Source organism: Paenarthrobacter sp. NPDC090517, from assembly GCF_044769165.1.
Lineage (GTDB): Bacteria > Actinomycetota > Actinomycetes > Actinomycetales > Micrococcaceae > Arthrobacter.
Genome location: NZ_JBIVXN010000003.1, coordinates 418,610 through 433,693, shown reverse-complemented (window position 1 = coordinate 433,693; position 15,084 = coordinate 418,610). Strand labels below are relative to the sequence as shown.

14 protein-coding genes are annotated in these 15,084 nt (G+C 63.7%); 10 read left to right on the top strand and 4 right to left on the bottom strand.

Annotation, left to right across the window (positions count from 1 at the left end; genetic code table 11):
- The 9 genes from ACIQTW_RS13625 to xerD form a co-directional block, all read left to right on the top strand.
- Window positions 1–1,582 (top strand): hypothetical protein (locus ACIQTW_RS13625; protein ID WP_402937555.1); only part of this gene is annotated, 1,582 nt, incomplete at its 5' end.
- Complete coding sequence (locus ACIQTW_RS13620; RefSeq protein ID WP_402937552.1) at window positions 1,575–2,561, top strand: HAD-IIA family hydrolase; 987 nt, start codon at window positions 1,575–1,577, stop codon at window positions 2,559–2,561. The genes ACIQTW_RS13625 and ACIQTW_RS13620, both read left to right, overlap by 8 nt.
- A gap of 9 nt (window positions 2,562–2,570) precedes the next feature.
- A complete protein-coding gene (locus ACIQTW_RS13615) occupies window positions 2,571–2,837 on the top strand; it encodes a hypothetical protein (RefSeq protein WP_402937550.1) in 267 nt (88 codons plus the stop codon).
- 3 nt (window positions 2,838–2,840) lie between these two features.
- Entirely contained in the window at window positions 2,841–3,653 is an 813-nt protein-coding gene (locus tag ACIQTW_RS13610; protein WP_402937547.1) for a TlyA family RNA methyltransferase, read from the top strand.
- A gap of 12 nt (window positions 3,654–3,665) precedes the next feature.
- Window positions 3,666–4,706, top strand: coding sequence for an NAD kinase (locus tag ACIQTW_RS13605; RefSeq protein ID WP_017200789.1), 1,041 nt, complete (start codon window positions 3,666–3,668; stop codon window positions 4,704–4,706).
- 3 nt (window positions 4,707–4,709) lie between these two features.
- Window positions 4,710–6,449, top strand: coding sequence for a DNA repair protein RecN (recN, locus tag ACIQTW_RS13600; protein WP_402937543.1), 1,740 nt, complete (start codon window positions 4,710–4,712; stop codon window positions 6,447–6,449).
- Between the two features lie 146 nt (window positions 6,450–6,595).
- Window positions 6,596–8,341 carry a CTP synthase gene (locus tag ACIQTW_RS13595; protein WP_402937540.1) on the top strand — a complete coding sequence of 582 codons (1,746 nt, stop codon included), beginning with the start codon at window positions 6,596–6,598 and terminating at the stop codon, window positions 8,339–8,341.
- Between the two features lie 27 nt (window positions 8,342–8,368).
- Window positions 8,369–9,031: an NUDIX domain-containing protein gene (locus ACIQTW_RS13590; RefSeq protein ID WP_402937538.1), complete on the top strand. Its 663-nt coding sequence runs from the start codon at window positions 8,369–8,371 to the stop codon at window positions 9,029–9,031.
- A 2-nt stretch (window positions 9,032–9,033) separates the two neighbouring features.
- On the top strand, window positions 9,034–9,993 hold the full coding sequence (gene xerD / locus ACIQTW_RS13585) for a site-specific tyrosine recombinase XerD (RefSeq protein ID WP_402937600.1): 960 nt from the start codon (window positions 9,034–9,036) through the stop codon (window positions 9,991–9,993).
- Window positions 9,994–10,018: 25 nt separating this feature from the next.
- Here the strand turns inward: xerD and ACIQTW_RS13580 are convergent, their stop codons facing one another.
- Window positions 10,019–10,777, bottom strand: a complete 759-nt coding sequence (locus tag ACIQTW_RS13580; protein ID WP_402937535.1) for a hypothetical protein — start codon at window positions 10,775–10,777, stop codon at window positions 10,019–10,021.
- 56 nt (window positions 10,778–10,833) lie between these two features.
- Here ACIQTW_RS13580 and ACIQTW_RS13575 point away from each other — a divergent pair, with 56 nt between their 5' ends.
- Window positions 10,834–11,331: an 8-oxo-dGTP diphosphatase gene (locus tag ACIQTW_RS13575; protein ID WP_402937532.1), complete on the top strand. Its 498-nt coding sequence runs from the start codon at window positions 10,834–10,836 to the stop codon at window positions 11,329–11,331.
- A gap of 100 nt (window positions 11,332–11,431) precedes the next feature.
- On the opposite strand, the gene ACIQTW_RS13570 is transcribed toward ACIQTW_RS13575, so the two are convergent.
- From ACIQTW_RS13570 to ACIQTW_RS13560, 3 genes are all read right to left on the bottom strand, one after another.
- Window positions 11,432–12,571 (bottom strand): bifunctional 2-methylcitrate synthase/citrate synthase, encoded by a 1,140-nt coding sequence (locus ACIQTW_RS13570; RefSeq protein WP_402937529.1) that lies wholly within the window; start codon window positions 12,569–12,571, stop codon window positions 11,432–11,434.
- Between the two features lie 77 nt (window positions 12,572–12,648).
- Window positions 12,649–13,554 (bottom strand): methylisocitrate lyase, encoded by a 906-nt coding sequence (prpB, locus tag ACIQTW_RS13565; RefSeq protein ID WP_402937526.1) that lies wholly within the window; start codon window positions 13,552–13,554, stop codon window positions 12,649–12,651.
- Window positions 13,555–15,075 (bottom strand): MmgE/PrpD family protein, encoded by a 1,521-nt coding sequence (locus ACIQTW_RS13560; RefSeq protein WP_402937524.1) that lies wholly within the window; start codon window positions 15,073–15,075, stop codon window positions 13,555–13,557. It abuts the gene before it with no gap.
- Window positions 15,076–15,084: the final 9 nt, after the last annotated feature.

The following is a 15,084-nucleotide window of genomic DNA, read 5'->3' as shown; positions in this document are numbered from 1 at the left end:
CGACCGTGGAGACAGGCCTGCTCGCGACGGTGAGCGGCGTTCCTTCGGCGGCGACCGTGACCGCAAGCCTTTCGGCGACCGCAACGATCGTCCGGCACGTGATGGTGAACGCCGCCCCTTCAACAACGACCGTGGAGACAGGCCTGCTCGCGACGGTGAGCGGCGTTCCTTCGGCGGCGACCGTGACCGCAAGCCTTTCGGCGACCGCAACGATCGTCCGGCTCGCGACGGTGAACGCCGTTCCTTCGGCGACCGCCCAGAGCGCGGACCGCGGAACTTCGATGGCCCCCGTCGTGACAGCGATGACCGCCGTTCCTTCGGCGGCGACCGTGACCGAAAGCCCTTCGGCGACCGCGCTGACCGTGGCGACCGTCCGGCACGCGATGGTGAGCGTCGCCCCTTCAACAACGACCGCGGAGACCGCAAGCCCTTCGGTGATCGTCCCGAGCGCGGACCGCGGAACTTCGATGGCCCCCGTCGTGACAGCGATGACCGCCGTTCCTTCGGCGGCGACCGCGACCGCAAGCCCTTCGGCGACCGCGACCGCAAGCCCTTCGGCGACCGTAGCGAACGCGGCGGTTCGTGGGAAGAGCGTCCTGCCCGGGTTCCCAACGCCAAGGACATCCGCAGCGCCAACCGCCCCGACCGCGAACGCTCTCCTGAGATTGACGAGGACGTCACGGGTAAGGAACTCGACCGTGCCACTGGCCACCAGATCAAGACCCTTGAGGAGCAGAGCGCAGGGTGGGTCGCAAAGCACCTGGTCATGGCTGGCCGTCTGATCGACATTGAGCCGGAGCTCGCATTCCAGCATGCCTTGGCCGCAAGCCGCCGCGGCGGTCGCCTCTCGGCCGTACGTGAAGCTGTCGGCCTGACTGCTTACGCTGCCGGCCACTATGGTGAGGCGCTGCGTGAATTCCGTACGTACCGCCGCATCAGCGGATCCAACGTGCACTTGCCGGTGATGGCTGACTGCGAGCGTGGCCTTGGCCGCCCCGATCGCGCCCTTGACATGGTGCGCTCTCCCGAAGCCCAGGATCTTGACGCTCCTGGCAAGGTTGAGCTCGCCATCGTGGCTTCCGGCGCGCGTGCGGACCTCAAGCAGTTTGATGCGGCTGTCAGCGAGCTCGAGATCCCGCAACTGGACATCAACCGGGCCTTCTCCTACAGCCCACGCCTCTTCCGTGCATACGCTGAAGCTCTTAGCGCGGTGGGTCGCACCGAGGAAGCGGATAAGTGGGCACGCCAGGCGCTGGTGGCTGAGAACGCATTGGGTGTGGGCGACTTCGCTGAGCCCGAAATTCTGGACCTTGGCTGGGACGAGCAGGAAGAAGCAGCTGCGCGTAAGCCGCGCTTCGAGAAGCCGGCCCCGGACGCCGACGTCGTGAAGCCTGAAACTGAGACGGTCATCGTCGAGGCCGCCGCCGCCGACGTCGAGCATGATGATGTTGAACTTGATGATGTGGAGTCGGATTACTTCGAATCTGATGACGCCGAATCGGATATCGATTCAGCGGAAGAAGACGCAGAAGCAAAAGACGAAGACACCGAGAACGAGGGCTCCGACTCCCAGCATGGCTGATTCACTGATCGCATCGTTTGATGCTGTCCTTTCAGATCTGGATGGAGTGGTCTATGCGGGACCGCACGCCATCCCCGGGGCCGTGGAGTCATTGCAGCGTCTCGAAAGCGTAGGCGTCGGCCTGGGCTACGTGACCAATAATGCTTCGCGGACCCCGGCCCAGGTCGCGGCGCATCTGCGTGAGCTCGGTGCGCCGGCTGAGGACCATCAAGTGGTCAGTTCCTCCCAGGCAGCAGGGGAGCTTCTGGCTTCCATGCTGCCTGCGGGGGCGCATGTCCTCATCACTGGCAGCGCGGCGTTGGCTCATGAGATCGAATTGGTGGGACTCAAGCCGGTGCACAGTGCCGCCGAATCACCGGTTGCGGTGGTCCAGGGTTTCAACCCGGAGATTGGTTGGAAGGACCTGGCGGAGGCGTCATATGTCGTAGCCGGGGGAGCCATGTGGTTTGCCACCAACACGGACATGTCCATCCCTCAGGCCCGCGGCATGGCACCGGGTAATGGGACGCTGGTCGCCGCGGTGGCGGCTGCCACGGGCAAGACGCCTTTGGTGGCCGGCAAGCCTGAAGCACCCCTTTTCCACGCTGCGGCAAAACGGCTAAACGCTGATCGTCCGCTGGTTGTAGGCGACCGTTTGGACACCGACATCCTGGGCGGCAACCGTGCAGGATTTGCGACGGCGGCCGTCCTCACCGGTGTGGACACCATCCACACCATCATTGCGGCGAGAACCGATGAACGTCCGGATTACCTGCTGGCCGACCTGGAAGGTCTCTACGCGCCGTATCCGGAGATTGCCAACGACGGCGGCACGTTCCATTGCGGTTCGGCCACTGCGGTTGCCGGGGATGGGACCGTCACTGTGACTGGCCTTGAGAGTGACCTCGATGCGTGGCGCGCCGCATGCGCTGCCTGGTGGGCGGCGGTTCCGGACACGGACGTGGCGTATGCTCCGCAGCTGGAATGGCGAAATCACTAGACTGGTGCGATGACCGAGCCCCAACACTCAGAGCTGCATGCTGAACCGGAGTCACCTTCGGTCCAATGGCCTGACGCTGCAAGCCCGACGGGTGATCCGCTGGTGGACAGGGCCCTCGGGCTGCTGGGCGGCGTCGCGGAATCGCCTGTGCCGGACCACGGGGAGCTTTACGCCGGCGTCCATGACGCTTTGTTGGAAGCCTTGGACGCCGAACCTGGACTTCCGGCAGTCCCTAAAAGCACCCCCAGCGATCCCCGCCCGGAAGGCGACAGCTAACGCATGCCAAGACTTGATCAGGAACTCGTCACCCGCGGGCTGGCGAGGTCCCGTACCCATGCTGCCAAGCTCATCAGCGACGGCAAGGTCAGCTCGGGCGGTAACGTCCTCATCAAAGCCGCCCACCAAGTGGATGCTACGACGGAGTTGGATGTCGAGTCCCACCTGGAGGACATCTACGTCAGCCGCGCCGGGCATAAGCTGGCCGGCGCGCTGAAGGCGTTTCCCGCCGTCGTGGTTTCCGGGAAGCGGTGCCTCGACGCCGGTGCCTCCACGGGTGGGTTCACTGACGTCCTGCTGCGGCGGGGTGCCGCCGAAGTAGTAGCGGTGGACGTGGGGCACGGCCAGCTGGTCAGGCACCTTCGGGAGGATCCCAAAGTGGAGGTCCACGAAGGCCTCAACGTCAGGTATATGACGCCGGAGCAGATTGGCGGCCCCGCGCAGCTGACGGTGGCTGACTTGTCGTTCATCTCGTTGACGCTGGTCCTGTGGCCGCTTGCGCAGTGCACCGAGCCGGGCGGCGATTTGGTCCTTATGGTCAAACCGCAGTTTGAGGTTGGCAGGGAGCGTCTGAGTCGGACCGGCGTGGTGTCGTCAGAGAATGAACGACGGCGGGCGGTCGCCCAAGTGGCCCGCGCAGCAGCGGATGCAGGCCTTGAACTCCGGGACCTGGCGGCCAGTCCGCTTCCCGGGCAGGACGGAAATGTTGAATACTTCCTGTGGATGACGCGCAGGATGTCCACAGAGTTGCCTAAGATCGAAGAGCGGGACGAGGACGTTGCTGCGTTGATCAAGAAACTCTGGCCGAACCACTAGAAAGCAGATCCGATGAGCAGGCGTGTACTTGTCCTTGCCCACACTGGGCGGGAGGAATCGCTCCGCGCAGCGTGGGATGCCTGTACGCAACTGCACGCCTCTGGTCTGGTTCCTGTGCTGCAGAAGTCCGAACTCGCAGATATCGAACGGTTCTTTGGTGCCCTCGATACGCCTATCGAAATCCTTAACGATCACGTCAACCTGGAAGACGTGGAGCTGGTGATGGTTCTGGGCGGTGATGGGACCATCCTCCGCGCAGCTGAGCTGGTCCGTGAAGTCGACGTCCCGCTGCTGGGCGTCAACCTGGGGCACGTGGGATTCCTCGCGGAGAGTGAACGGGCCGATCTGGCACAGACGGTGGAGTGGATAGCCAGCCGCCAGTACACGGTGGAAGAACGCATGACCATCGATGTGCAGGTGTGGGTCAAGGGCCAGAAGATTTGGCACACGTGGGCTTTGAACGAGGCTGCAATTGAGAAAGCCAACCGTGAACGCATGTTGGAAGTTGTCACCGAGGTTGACGAGCGTCCTTTGACGTCGTTCGGTTGTGATGGTGTTGTTCTCGCGACGCCCACTGGTTCCACGGCCTACGCTTTTTCTTCAGGTGGCCCCGTGGTGTGGCCTGAGGTTGAGGCTTTGGTCATCGTCCCGATCAGTGCACACGCACTTTTTGCCAAGCCGTTGGTAGTGTCACCCCGTTCCAAGTTGGCGGTCGAAATCATGAACCGGACAGACGCCTTGGGGGTCCTCTGGTGCGATGGTCGGCGGTCGGTGGATCTTCCCCCGGGAGCGCGCGTGGAAGTAACGCGCTCAGCAACCCCTGTGCGGCTGGCCCGGACGCACAAGACGCCGTTCTCGGCTCGGCTTGTGCGCAAGTTCCAGCTTCCCATCCACGGCTGGCGCGGCCCGGCCCCCCGGAGCGGCGAAGTGCACACCGGACCCATCCCTGTCATCCGCACACTGTCACCGGCGCCGTTGCCCAGCCCCCGGGACTCCGGAACGTCCCCGGACCTGGGGCACGGTGAGCCATCAGACCCCACGAATGCGAAGTGAAACATGCTTGAAGAACTCCGAATCCGTGACCTCGGCGTCATAACCGACGCCTCCCTGCCGCTGGGCCCAGGCCTCAGCGTTGTCACCGGCGAAACCGGTGCAGGCAAGACCATGGTGGTGACCGCCGTCGGACTTCTTCTTGGCGCCCGTTCGGACGCCGGTGCTGTTCGGAGTGGAGCCAAATCCGCCTCGGCGGAGGCGGTCCTGAAGCTGCATCCGACCCATAGTGCGGTGGAACGCGCCAAGGAGGCCGGTGGGGAGGCGGAAGAGTTCGACGGCGTTGCTGAGCTCCTGCTGGCCCGTACCGTGGGTGCGGATGGGCGTAGCCGGGCCTATGTTGGCGGACGTGCGGCACCGGTGGGCGTATTGGCTGAGTTGGGCGAGAGCCTGGTGGTGGTCCACGGTCAGTCAGACCAGATCCGGCTCAAGAGCGCCACCGCACAGCGGCACGCCTTGGACAGGTTTGCCGGAGCACCCCTGGCCAAGACGCTGGGGGAGTATCAGGAACTGTTCAACCACTGGAAGGCCATCCAGTCCGAACTCGAAACCCTGCGCAGCGAAGCCCGTGAGCGTTTGCGGGAGGCTGAATCCCTGGACGCGGCCCTCAAGGAAATTGATGAGGTGGATCCGCAGCCCGGCGAGGACGAGACACTCAAGGCCGAGGCCGTAAAACTGGCCAACGTGGAAGAACTGCGTTTGGCGGCCGCTGCGGCCCACGAGTCGCTCATTGCCGAAGAATTCGGAGACGCCGGAGACGCAACCACCATGGTGGATGCGGCCAAGCGGACACTGGAGCACGTGGCGGAGCACGACGAGGAACTTCGTTCCGCAGCAACCCGGCTGGCCGAGGTGGGCTTCCTCCTCAATGACATCGCCGCCGAATTGTCCAGCTACCAGGCGGCACTGGACACGGAGGGCCCCGAGCGGCTCTCCGAAATCGAGGAACGCCGCGCTGCCCTTGCCAAGCTGATCCGAAAGTACGCCCCGAGCATTGATGAAGTGCTTGACTGGGCAGCTACAGCGAGGACACGCCTGGACGAGTTGCAGGATGACTCCAGCCGTATCGAGTCCTTGGACGCTGAGGTGGGTTCTGCGGAAGCCACCCTGCGCAAGCTGGCTGCTGCCATGACCAAAGCCCGCCTCAAAGCTTCCAAGGACCTCTCAGCCAGGGTCAGCGCGGAGCTGAAGGCCCTGGCGATGGCGGATGCAACATTGGTCATCGAGGTGGATGGCACCGGCGCGTTGGGCCCGTGGGGCACTGACGAGATCGCCTTCCTCCTCCAACCTCACTCAGGCGCTCCGGCGAGGCCGCTGGGCAAGGGTGCCTCCGGCGGTGAACTGTCCAGGGTGATGCTGGCAATCGAGGTAGTGCTTGCCGCTGTGGATCCCGTCCCCACGTTCGTGTTCGATGAGGTGGACGCCGGCGTGGGTGGGCGTGCCGCCGTCGAAATCGGCCGGAGGCTTGCCATGCTCGCCCGGCACGTCCAGGTCCTGGTGGTGACACACCTGCCGCAGGTAGCGGCCTTCGCAGATCAACACATCCGCGTGACCAAAACTTCCGTGCGGGGCGCTGATGGGAAGACAACCACGGGCTTCACGTCCAGCGACGTGCAGCTTCTTAGCGACGACGAGCGGGTCAAGGAGCTCGCCCGCATGCTGGCCGGCCAAGAGGATTCCGAGAGTGCACAGGCGCATGCCCAGGAATTGCTGGACGACGCGAAACTTCTGCCGCAGCGAGCCTAGTGATGCGGGCGCGCCGGGTGCCGAACCCAAGTGCGAGCACAATCACACCGGTGCACTTAATCCCGCCCGGGTCTTGCTTGGAATGCGGTGGTGAGCAACCATTGACCATTTGGGGAATCCGAACGGACCCTTGGAAGGCGTAATTGATGATAAGCTCGAATTCCGTGGTGCAGCGATCAAATTCCCGTGTAAATTCCCGGTTCCCGGGCTCGTCCAAGACGACCAAACACATCTTCGTCACCGGTGGTGTGGCGTCCTCGCTCGGTAAGGGTCTGACGGCTTCCAGCCTCGGTCACCTGCTGCGGGCACGTGGTTTGTCTGTAACTATGCAGAAGCTCGATCCCTATCTGAACGTGGATCCGGGCACGATGAACCCCTTCCAGCACGGCGAAGTTTTCGTGACGGATGACGGCGCCGAAACAGACCTCGACATCGGACACTACGAGCGCTTCCTCGATGAAAACCTCGAAGGTTCGGCCAACGTCACAACGGGCCAGATCTACTCCACAGTCATCGCCAAGGAACGTCGCGGCGAATACCTCGGAGATACCGTCCAGGTCATTCCCCATATCACCGATGAAATCAAGCGCCGCATGCGCCTGCCCGCTGAAGGCAAGAACGCTCCGGACGTCATCATCACCGAAATCGGTGGGACCGTGGGCGACATCGAGTCGCAGCCGTTCCTTGAGTCCGCACGCCAGGTTCGCCAGGACGTGGGCCGCAACAACGTCTTCTTCCTGCACGTTTCACTCGTGCCGTACATTGGTCCTTCCCAGGAACTGAAGACCAAGCCCACGCAACATTCCGTGGCCGCCCTCCGCTCCATTGGTATCCAGCCTGAAGCAATCGTGATCCGCTCGGACCGCGAAGTGCCCGATGCCATGCGCGAGAAGATCGGCCGCATGTGCGACGTCGATATCGACGCCGTGGTTAACGCCGCTGACGCTCCCAGCATCTACGACATCCCGAAGACCCTGCACTCGCAGGGCCTGGACTCCTACATCGTCCGTGCATTGGATTTGCCGTTCAAGGACGTTGACTGGAGCAAATGGGACAAGCTGCTTGAAGCTGTTCACAACCCCAAGCACGAGGTCGAGGTTGCCCTGGTGGGCAAGTACATCGACCTCCCGGACGCCTACCTTTCGGTCACCGAGGCTCTCCGAGCCGGTGGGTTTGCCAACGAAGCCAAGGTCAAGATCCGTTGGGTCCCCTCGGACGAGTGTGAAACCCTGGCGGGTGCCACCAAGTCCCTGGCTGGTGTAGACGCCATTTGCGTTCCCGGCGGCTTCGGTATCCGCGGCCTCGAAGGCAAGCTTGGCGCATTGAAGTTCGCCCGCGAAACCAAGCTCCCGGTCCTGGGCTTGTGCCTGGGCCTGCAGTGCATGGTGATCGAGTACGCCCGCAACGTGGTTGGCCTTGAAGGTGCTTCCTCCAGCGAGTTCGAGCCCGACTCGAAGTACCCGGTTATTGCCACCATGGAAGAGCAGTTGGACATCGTGGAAGGCAAGGGCGACCTTGGCGGCACCATGCGCCTTGGCCTCTACGAAGCCAAGCTGGACGAAGGATCGGTCATTGCCGAGACCTACGGCACCACCACCGTCAGCGAACGTCACCGCCACCGCTACGAGGTCAACAACAAGTACCGCGACCAGATCGCTGCCGAGGGCCTTGTGTTCTCCGGTACTTCCCCTGACGGCAAGCTCGTGGAGTATGTGGAGCTTCCCCGCGAGGTCCACCCGTACTACGTGGCAACGCAGGCGCACCCGGAGCTCAGCTCCCGCCCCACGCGCCCCCACCCGCTGTTCGCAGGTTTGGTCAAGGCTGCTTTGGAGCGTCGCGAGGGTGCGCCCGTGGCCACCAAGACCGGTGCCCGCACGGTAGCTGCCAAGTAAACGCAAGTACTAACGAAGGACGGCGCGATGCCCGGTATTTCTGAAACCCCCCGCACATCAAGGCAGGTTTCGGACATGCCGAGCCCGCGCCGTCTTTTGTCTACCAGCAAGGTATACGAAGGCCGCATTTGGGACGTCGTCAGCGACTCGTTCCAGCTCAGCGACGGCACGGACACCCTGGTTCGTGACTACATTGACCACCCCGGCGCAGTAGCGGTGCTTCCCATGAACGTGGACGGCGAGATTCTGCTGCTGAAGCAGTACCGGCATCCGGTCGCCATGGATCTGTGGGAGATCCCCGCTGGACTGCTGGACGTCGAAGGCGAGGACTTCGTGGTGGGCGCGGCCCGGGAACTGGCGGAGGAAGCCGACCTGGTTGCCGCCACCTGGAACGTCCTTGTGGACTTTTTCAACTCGCCGGGTTCCTCCAGCGAGGCAGTCCGGATCTACTTGGCTCGAGGCCTCAGCGACGTTCCCTTGGCAGACCGGCATGTCCGCACCGATGAAGAAGCAGAAATTGAACTCCACTGGGTGCCGCTCGACGACGCCGTAAAAGCCGTGCTGGAAGGCCGACTGCATAATCCGTCGGCGGTGCTGGGGATCCTTGCGGCCGCTGCCGCGAAGGCTGATGGCTTCACTAGCCTTCGTCCAGCCAATGCGCCTTGGCCGGCTCACCCGAGCCAGCGCTGAGCATGGCCGAGGCCGCCACTCGTACCGTCAATGGCGTTGACCGTGCAATAACCGACTACCTGCAGCACGTCGGCGTGGAGCGTGGCTTGGCGGCTAACACGCTGTCCGCGTACCGCAGGGACCTCGCCCGGTATTCGAACTTCCTTGCCGCGCAAGGAGTGGATCAGCCGGGAAACATCACACGGCATCACGTAACGGGCTTCGTGCAGGCCTTGTCCGACGGTTCCGACGGCGCCGCCGCCCTGGGGGTCCGCTCCGCTGCACGCACCGTGGTAGCTGTGCGTGGCCTCCATAAGTTTTGGGCGCTGGAAGGAACCACGACGGCGGACCCAGCCAGCGATGTTCACCCACCAATGCCGGGCAAGCGGCTTCCAAAAGCCATTAGCGTCGGCGAAGTGACGCGCATCCTGGAAGCTGCCGGCTCAGACAGCGCTACCGGTCTGCGAGACCGCGCACTGCTGGAATTCCTGTACTCCACGGGTGCCCGCATCAGCGAGGCCGTGGGGTTGGACGTCGATGACGTCTCTCTGGAAGACACCGGCGGTGAACCTGCCATCGTGCGGTTGTTCGGCAAAGGTTCCAAGGAACGCTTGGTGCCCTTGGGCTCTTATGGTGCCCGCGCCGTCGGGGCCTATGTTGTCCGTGGCAGGCCGTTGCTGGCGTCCAAGGGCAAAGGTTCCCCGGCGCTGTTCCTTAATGCCCGGGGTGGCAGGATCAGCAGGCAGAGTGCGTGGACCATCCTCAAGACCGCCGCCGAGAAGGCCAATATCACCAAAGACGTCTCGCCACACACGCTGCGCCACTCCTTCGCCACGCACCTCCTGGAGGGCGGGGCGGACGTCAGGGTGGTACAGGAACTGCTGGGGCACGCGTCCGTGACCACCACCCAGGTGTATACCCTGGTCACCGCAGACACTTTGCGTGAGGTCTACGCAGCGGCGCATCCCCGGGCGCTCGGATAGCCGGTGCGCTGGCGCAACTCCCGGATTACTCGAGCACGTTCAGCGTCAGCTCCACGGCGTCGACGAACAGCGCCAGCAGCGAGGTCCCCAAGCCAGCTACCAGCAAGAGCCCTGGGTGGGCCAGGCCTACCACCACACGCTTGAGCCGGGGGCGTCCGCGGAGGAATTTCTTCGGTACCCGTGTCTTCAGCGGTATCTGACGCCAGCCTCGCAACCGCCGGAGGAACCACGCACAGCGGATTATGAACGCCATCCACAGGATGGAGAGCACCAGCGGAACTGCTGCCAGCATGAGGTTGAAACCCAGCGCTGTGACTTCCTTCTCGGAATCGCCGATCACGGACTGGACGGTGGTGGAGATGGAGGCACTCATCACCACTGAGGCCGCCCAAACCATGAATGCTGCCACCAATGCAAGGAAGCGGACAAAGAAGTGGCCCAGGACGGTTGCATCCACTGCCCTGAGGTGGCTTCGCGGCGTGGCATGCAGTACCACCAGCGTAGAGATCAAGGTGGGTAGTGCGGCCACGAGGACCAGCAGGTACCAGGTCCATCCGGCCAGGTCCACCACTTCGTCCAAAACGATCAGCCCTGCCCAAACCACCGTCCAGGCCCACCCTGCATAGAGCGGGTGTGCCACAAGCCAGCGGGGCAACCAGGCGTCCCGGTCAGGTTTAGCCTTGGGGACTGCTTCTCCTGTTTCCGAACCGTCGTTGGGCTGCGGTTCCCCCTCGCCTTCGACGGCTGCCACCTGGGCTCGCCCATTGCCCCCACCTTCAGTCATGGGCTCACTGTAGCAATGGCGGCAGCGGCAGGGGAGATCAGGTTAAGGTAGGCAGCATGACTGCAGCCCATGTGACTTTGTGCTTTCTCCTCCGCGACACCGCGGACGGCGAACATGTCCTGCTCGGAACCAAGAAGACAGGTTTCGGCCGGGGCAAGGTGGTGGGTGTCGGCGGGCATGTTGAGTTGGGGGAGACCGCCCCACAGGCTGCGTGCCGTGAGGTCATGGAAGAGATCAACGTGGTGGTTCACGCGAAAGACCTGATTCCGGCCGGAACAGTAGATTTCGTCTTCCCCGCGAGGCCGGAGTGGAACATGGCCACCACTGTGTTCCTGACCCGCGAGTGGGAGGGGGAGCCCTCGGAAAGCGACGAGATTGCCCCTGCATGGTTCCCTGTGGCGCAACTTCCAGTAGAGCGGATGTGGGCTGATGCGGAGCACTGGCTGCCGGCGATGATTTCCGGCCAGCGCATCGCCGTGAGGGTGGCCTTGGCGGCAGACAATGAAAATGTGGCCGACGTCCACACCATTGATTGGGCGGATCCACAGGGGTAGCAGGACCAGCCAAAGCAGTACCGGAGCAAGTACGACGCCGGGCCGCTCACCTTTCGGTGACCGGTCCGGCGTCGTATGTTTTATCGAATTTCGGGACGTGCTACGGGACGTGCCGTTCTTCGGGCCCGTTGTATTCGCTCAAGGGACGGATCAGGGAGTTGGAGGCCACCTGTTCCATGATGTGGGCGGTCCAGCCGGTGATGCGGCTGGCGACGAACAGCGGGGTGAACGTCTGGGTGTCGAATCCCATGAGGTGGTAGGTGGGGCCGGCTGGGTAGTCGAGGTTGGGTTTGATGGCTTTGGCCTCGTCCATGGCCTGCTCGAGTCCGTTGTAGAGGCCCAGGAGTTCGGGTCGTCCGTAGTGGGCGATCATCTTGTCCAGGGCGGCTTTCATGGTAGGCACGCGGGAATCGCCATGCTTGTAGACGCGGTGTCCGAAGCCCATGACTTTCTTCTTCTGGGCCAGGGCGTCTTCCATCCAGGCCCGGGCACGGGTGGCGGCTTCCTCGAGGGATTCCTCGCTGCGGATGCCGATCTCGTCGAAGGTGTGCATCACGGCTTCGTTGGCGCCGCCATGCAGCGGACCCTTCAACGCGCCGATCGCGGCGGTCACCGCTGAATGCAGGTCCGAGAGTGTGGAGGTGACCACTCGGGCCGTGAAGGTGGAGGCGTTGAAGGAGTGCTCCGCGTACAGGATCATGGAGACGTTGAACGCGTCCACCACTTCGGGGACCTGTTCTTCGCCGAAGGTCATCCAGAGGAAGTTCGCTGAGTAGTCCAGGTCCTCGCGGGCCTCAACGGGTTCCTGGCCGCGGCGGCGGCGCTGGTCGTAGGCCACCACGGAGGGCATCGCGGCCCAGAGGTCGATTGCCTTCTTCATGTTCGCTTCCGGCGTGGAGTCCTCGGCCAGTTCGTGCCGGGCGCCGAGCACCGATGCTGCCGTGCGGCAGACGTCCATGGGGTGGGCGGTGGTGGGCAAGGCGTCCACTACCGTCTTGACCACAGGGTCCAGGGCGCGGCCTGCGCGTTCCCTGGCGGTGAATTCGGCGAGCTGGGTTTCGTTGGGCAGTTCGCCGTTCCACAGCAGGTAGGCGACTTCTTCGAAGCTGCACTTGGCGGCCAGTTCCTGGACCGGGTAGCCGCGGTAGAGCAGCGAGTTGGTGTCCGGGTTGACCTTCGAGACGGCGGTGTAGTCCACCACGACGCCGGCAAGGCCCTTTTTGATATCTTCAGCAGCCATGCTGAACTCCTTCGTTCATAGTGCAAGCGGCCCGGAAGCCCCGGGCTGCCTGCTTTCCCCTGTATGAATCCCGGGACCTAGCGAATGCCAGGAACCTGGAAGTTGAATACGCCGGTATCGAATTGGTTGTATGCCTCGTAGTCGACGAGTTCGTAGAGGCGCGCACGCGTGAGCATGTTTTCCACTTGCGCTTCTTGGGTCCCCGCAGCCTTGATCGATTCCAGAGTACGCTCTGCAGCGCCCATGGCAATGCGGAGGAGGGTGACGGGGTAGATGACCATGTTCACGCCAACGCTTTGGAGTTGCTCGGTGGTGTAGAGGTCGCTTTTGCCGAACTCGGTCATGTTGGCCAGGATGGGCACGTCCACGGCGTCGCGGATGGCTTGGAATTCGTCCAGGTCCCGCATGGCTTCGGGGAAGATCGCGTCGGCGCCGGCGTCCACGAGGGCTTTGGCGCGGTCTTGCGCGGCTTGGATTCCGTCGACCGCCCGGATGTCGGTGCGGGCCATGATGAGGAAGTTCGGGTCGCGTCGGGCGTCTGCTGCGGCGCGGATGCGTTTGGTGGCGGTGTCGATGTCGACGACGTTTTTGCCGTCCAGGTGTCCGCAGCGTTTCGGGTTGAACTGGTCCTCAATGTGGCAGCCGGCCAGGCCCGCGTTCTCGAGTTCCTGGATGGTGCGGGCCACGTTCATGGGTTCGCCGAAGCCGGTGTCGGCGTCCACGAGGGAGGGCAGTTCCGTCATGCGGGCGATCTGCCCGGCGCGGGTAGCCACCTCAGTCAACGTGGTCAGTCCGATGTCGGGCAGGCCGAGGTCGTTGGCCAGGACGGCGCCGGAGATGTAGACCCCGGCGAAGCCCTTTTCTTCGATCAGGCGTGCTGAGAGCGGGTTGAAGGCGCCCGGGAACTGCTGCACGGTCCCTGAGGCCAGCAACTCCCGCAGGCGCACCCGTTTCTGTTCGGGGGTGGTTGTGGAGTACAGCATTTAGAACAGCCCCTTGGGCGCGTTGTTGAGGTCGATCACGCCGGGCGCGGCGGTGATGTTCAGTTGGTCCAGTTCGCCGGCGCCGAGTTCGGTGACGCGTTCGACGGCGGCGAGGAACCTTTCGATTTCGGCTTCCTCCACGAGTCCTGCTGCGAGGGTACGGAATTTGTTGATGTATTGCTCGCGGGCGAACGGCCGGGCACCGAGCGGGTGGGCGTCAGCCACAGCGATCTCGTCCGTGATAACCGATCCGTCGGTCAGGGTGATCTCCACGGAACCGCCGAAGGCCTTCTCTGCGATGTCCAGGGAGTGGTACCGGCGCGTCCATTCCGGGTCTTCCACCGTGGTGACCTTGTGCCACAGTTCCACGGTGTCCGGACGGGCCGCGCGTTCGGGGGCGTAGGAATCCACGTGGTGCCACGCCCCGTCCTGCAACGCGACAGTGAAGATGTACGGGATGGAGTGGTCCAGGGTTTCGCGGGACGCGCTGGGGGAGTATTTCTGGGGGTCGTTGGCGCCGGAGCCGATGACGTAGTGGGTGTGGTGGCTGGTCTTGATCAGCACGGACTTCACGTTGGCCGGGTCCGTGGTTTCCGGATGCTCGCGGTTGAGCTTGCGGGCGAGGTCGATCCAGGCCTGGGCCTGGTACTCGGCGGAGTGTTCCTTGGTGTAGGTGTCCAGGATGGCGCGCTTGGCTTCACCGGGCAGCGGCAAGGGGACTTCGTAGGAGGCGTCCGGGCCGTCCAGCATCCAGGCGATCACTCCGTCTTCGCCTTCGTAGATCGGCACGGGTGAGGTTTGGCCGCGCATGGAGCGGTCCACGGCTTCGACGGCCATTTTGCCTGCGAACGCCGGTGCGTGAGCCTTCCAGGTGGAGATTTCGCCCTTGCGGGACTGCCGGGTGGCGGTGGTGGTGTGCAGTGCCTGGCCCACGGACTGGAAGATCGTTTCCACATCCAGACCCAACAACGTGCCGATGCCCGCGGCGGCGGAGGGTCCGAGGTGTGCCACGTGGTCGATCTTGTGCTTGTGCAGGCAGATGGCCTTGACCAGGTTCACCTGGATCTCGTACCCGGTGGCGATGGCACGGACCAGATCCGCGCCGTTGGAACCCACATGCTGGGCAACAGCCAGGATCGGGGGAATGTTGTCCCCCGGGTGGGAGTAGTCCGCGGCCAGGAACGTGTCGTGGTAATCGAGTTCGCGTACCGCCACGCCGTTGGCCCAGGCAGCCCACTCGGGGGAGACCTGATCTTCGATGCCGAACACGCGGGCGCCCTTGCCGTTGGCTGACGGCGCGTGGGTCAGTGCCTGCGCACGGGCTGCGACAATGGGTGCCCGGTTCAGCGAGGCGATGGCCACCGAGGCGTTATCGATGATCCGGTTGATCACCATGTCGGTGACCTCAGGCGTCACTTCGACGGGGTCGGCGGCGACCACGGCGATCTTGTGCGCCAACTGCTCCTCGCGGGGCAGGTTCTCTTCGCTCTTGTAGACGCGGACGTGATGGTTCTTAACCATGGTGCTCCT

Coding starts and splice junctions, on each gene's coding strand:
- ACIQTW_RS13615 (WP_402937550.1), top strand. CDS start 2,571: ATGACCGAGCCCCAACACTCAGAGCTGCATGCTGAACCGGAGTCACCT.
- ACIQTW_RS13620 (WP_402937552.1), top strand. CDS start 1,575: ATGGCTGATTCACTGATCGCATCGTTTGATGCTGTCCTTTCAGATCTG.
- ACIQTW_RS13590 (WP_402937538.1), top strand. CDS start 8,369: ATGCCCGGTATTTCTGAAACCCCCCGCACATCAAGGCAGGTTTCGGAC.
- ACIQTW_RS13610 (WP_402937547.1), top strand. CDS start 2,841: ATGCCAAGACTTGATCAGGAACTCGTCACCCGCGGGCTGGCGAGGTCC.
- ACIQTW_RS13560 (WP_402937524.1), bottom strand. CDS start 15,075: ATGGTTAAGAACCATCACGTCCGCGTCTACAAGAGCGAAGAGAACCTG.
- ACIQTW_RS13605 (WP_017200789.1), top strand. CDS start 3,666: ATGAGCAGGCGTGTACTTGTCCTTGCCCACACTGGGCGGGAGGAATCG.
- recN (WP_402937543.1), top strand. CDS start 4,710: ATGCTTGAAGAACTCCGAATCCGTGACCTCGGCGTCATAACCGACGCC.
- prpB (WP_402937526.1), bottom strand. CDS start 13,554: ATGCTGTACTCCACAACCACCCCCGAACAGAAACGGGTGCGCCTGCGG.
- xerD (WP_402937600.1), top strand. CDS start 9,034: ATGGCCGAGGCCGCCACTCGTACCGTCAATGGCGTTGACCGTGCAATA.
- ACIQTW_RS13580 (WP_402937535.1), bottom strand. CDS start 10,777: ATGACTGAAGGTGGGGGCAATGGGCGAGCCCAGGTGGCAGCCGTCGAA.
- ACIQTW_RS13595 (WP_402937540.1), top strand. CDS start 6,596: ATGATAAGCTCGAATTCCGTGGTGCAGCGATCAAATTCCCGTGTAAAT.
- ACIQTW_RS13575 (WP_402937532.1), top strand. CDS start 10,834: ATGACTGCAGCCCATGTGACTTTGTGCTTTCTCCTCCGCGACACCGCG.
- ACIQTW_RS13570 (WP_402937529.1), bottom strand. CDS start 12,571: ATGGCTGCTGAAGATATCAAAAAGGGCCTTGCCGGCGTCGTGGTGGAC.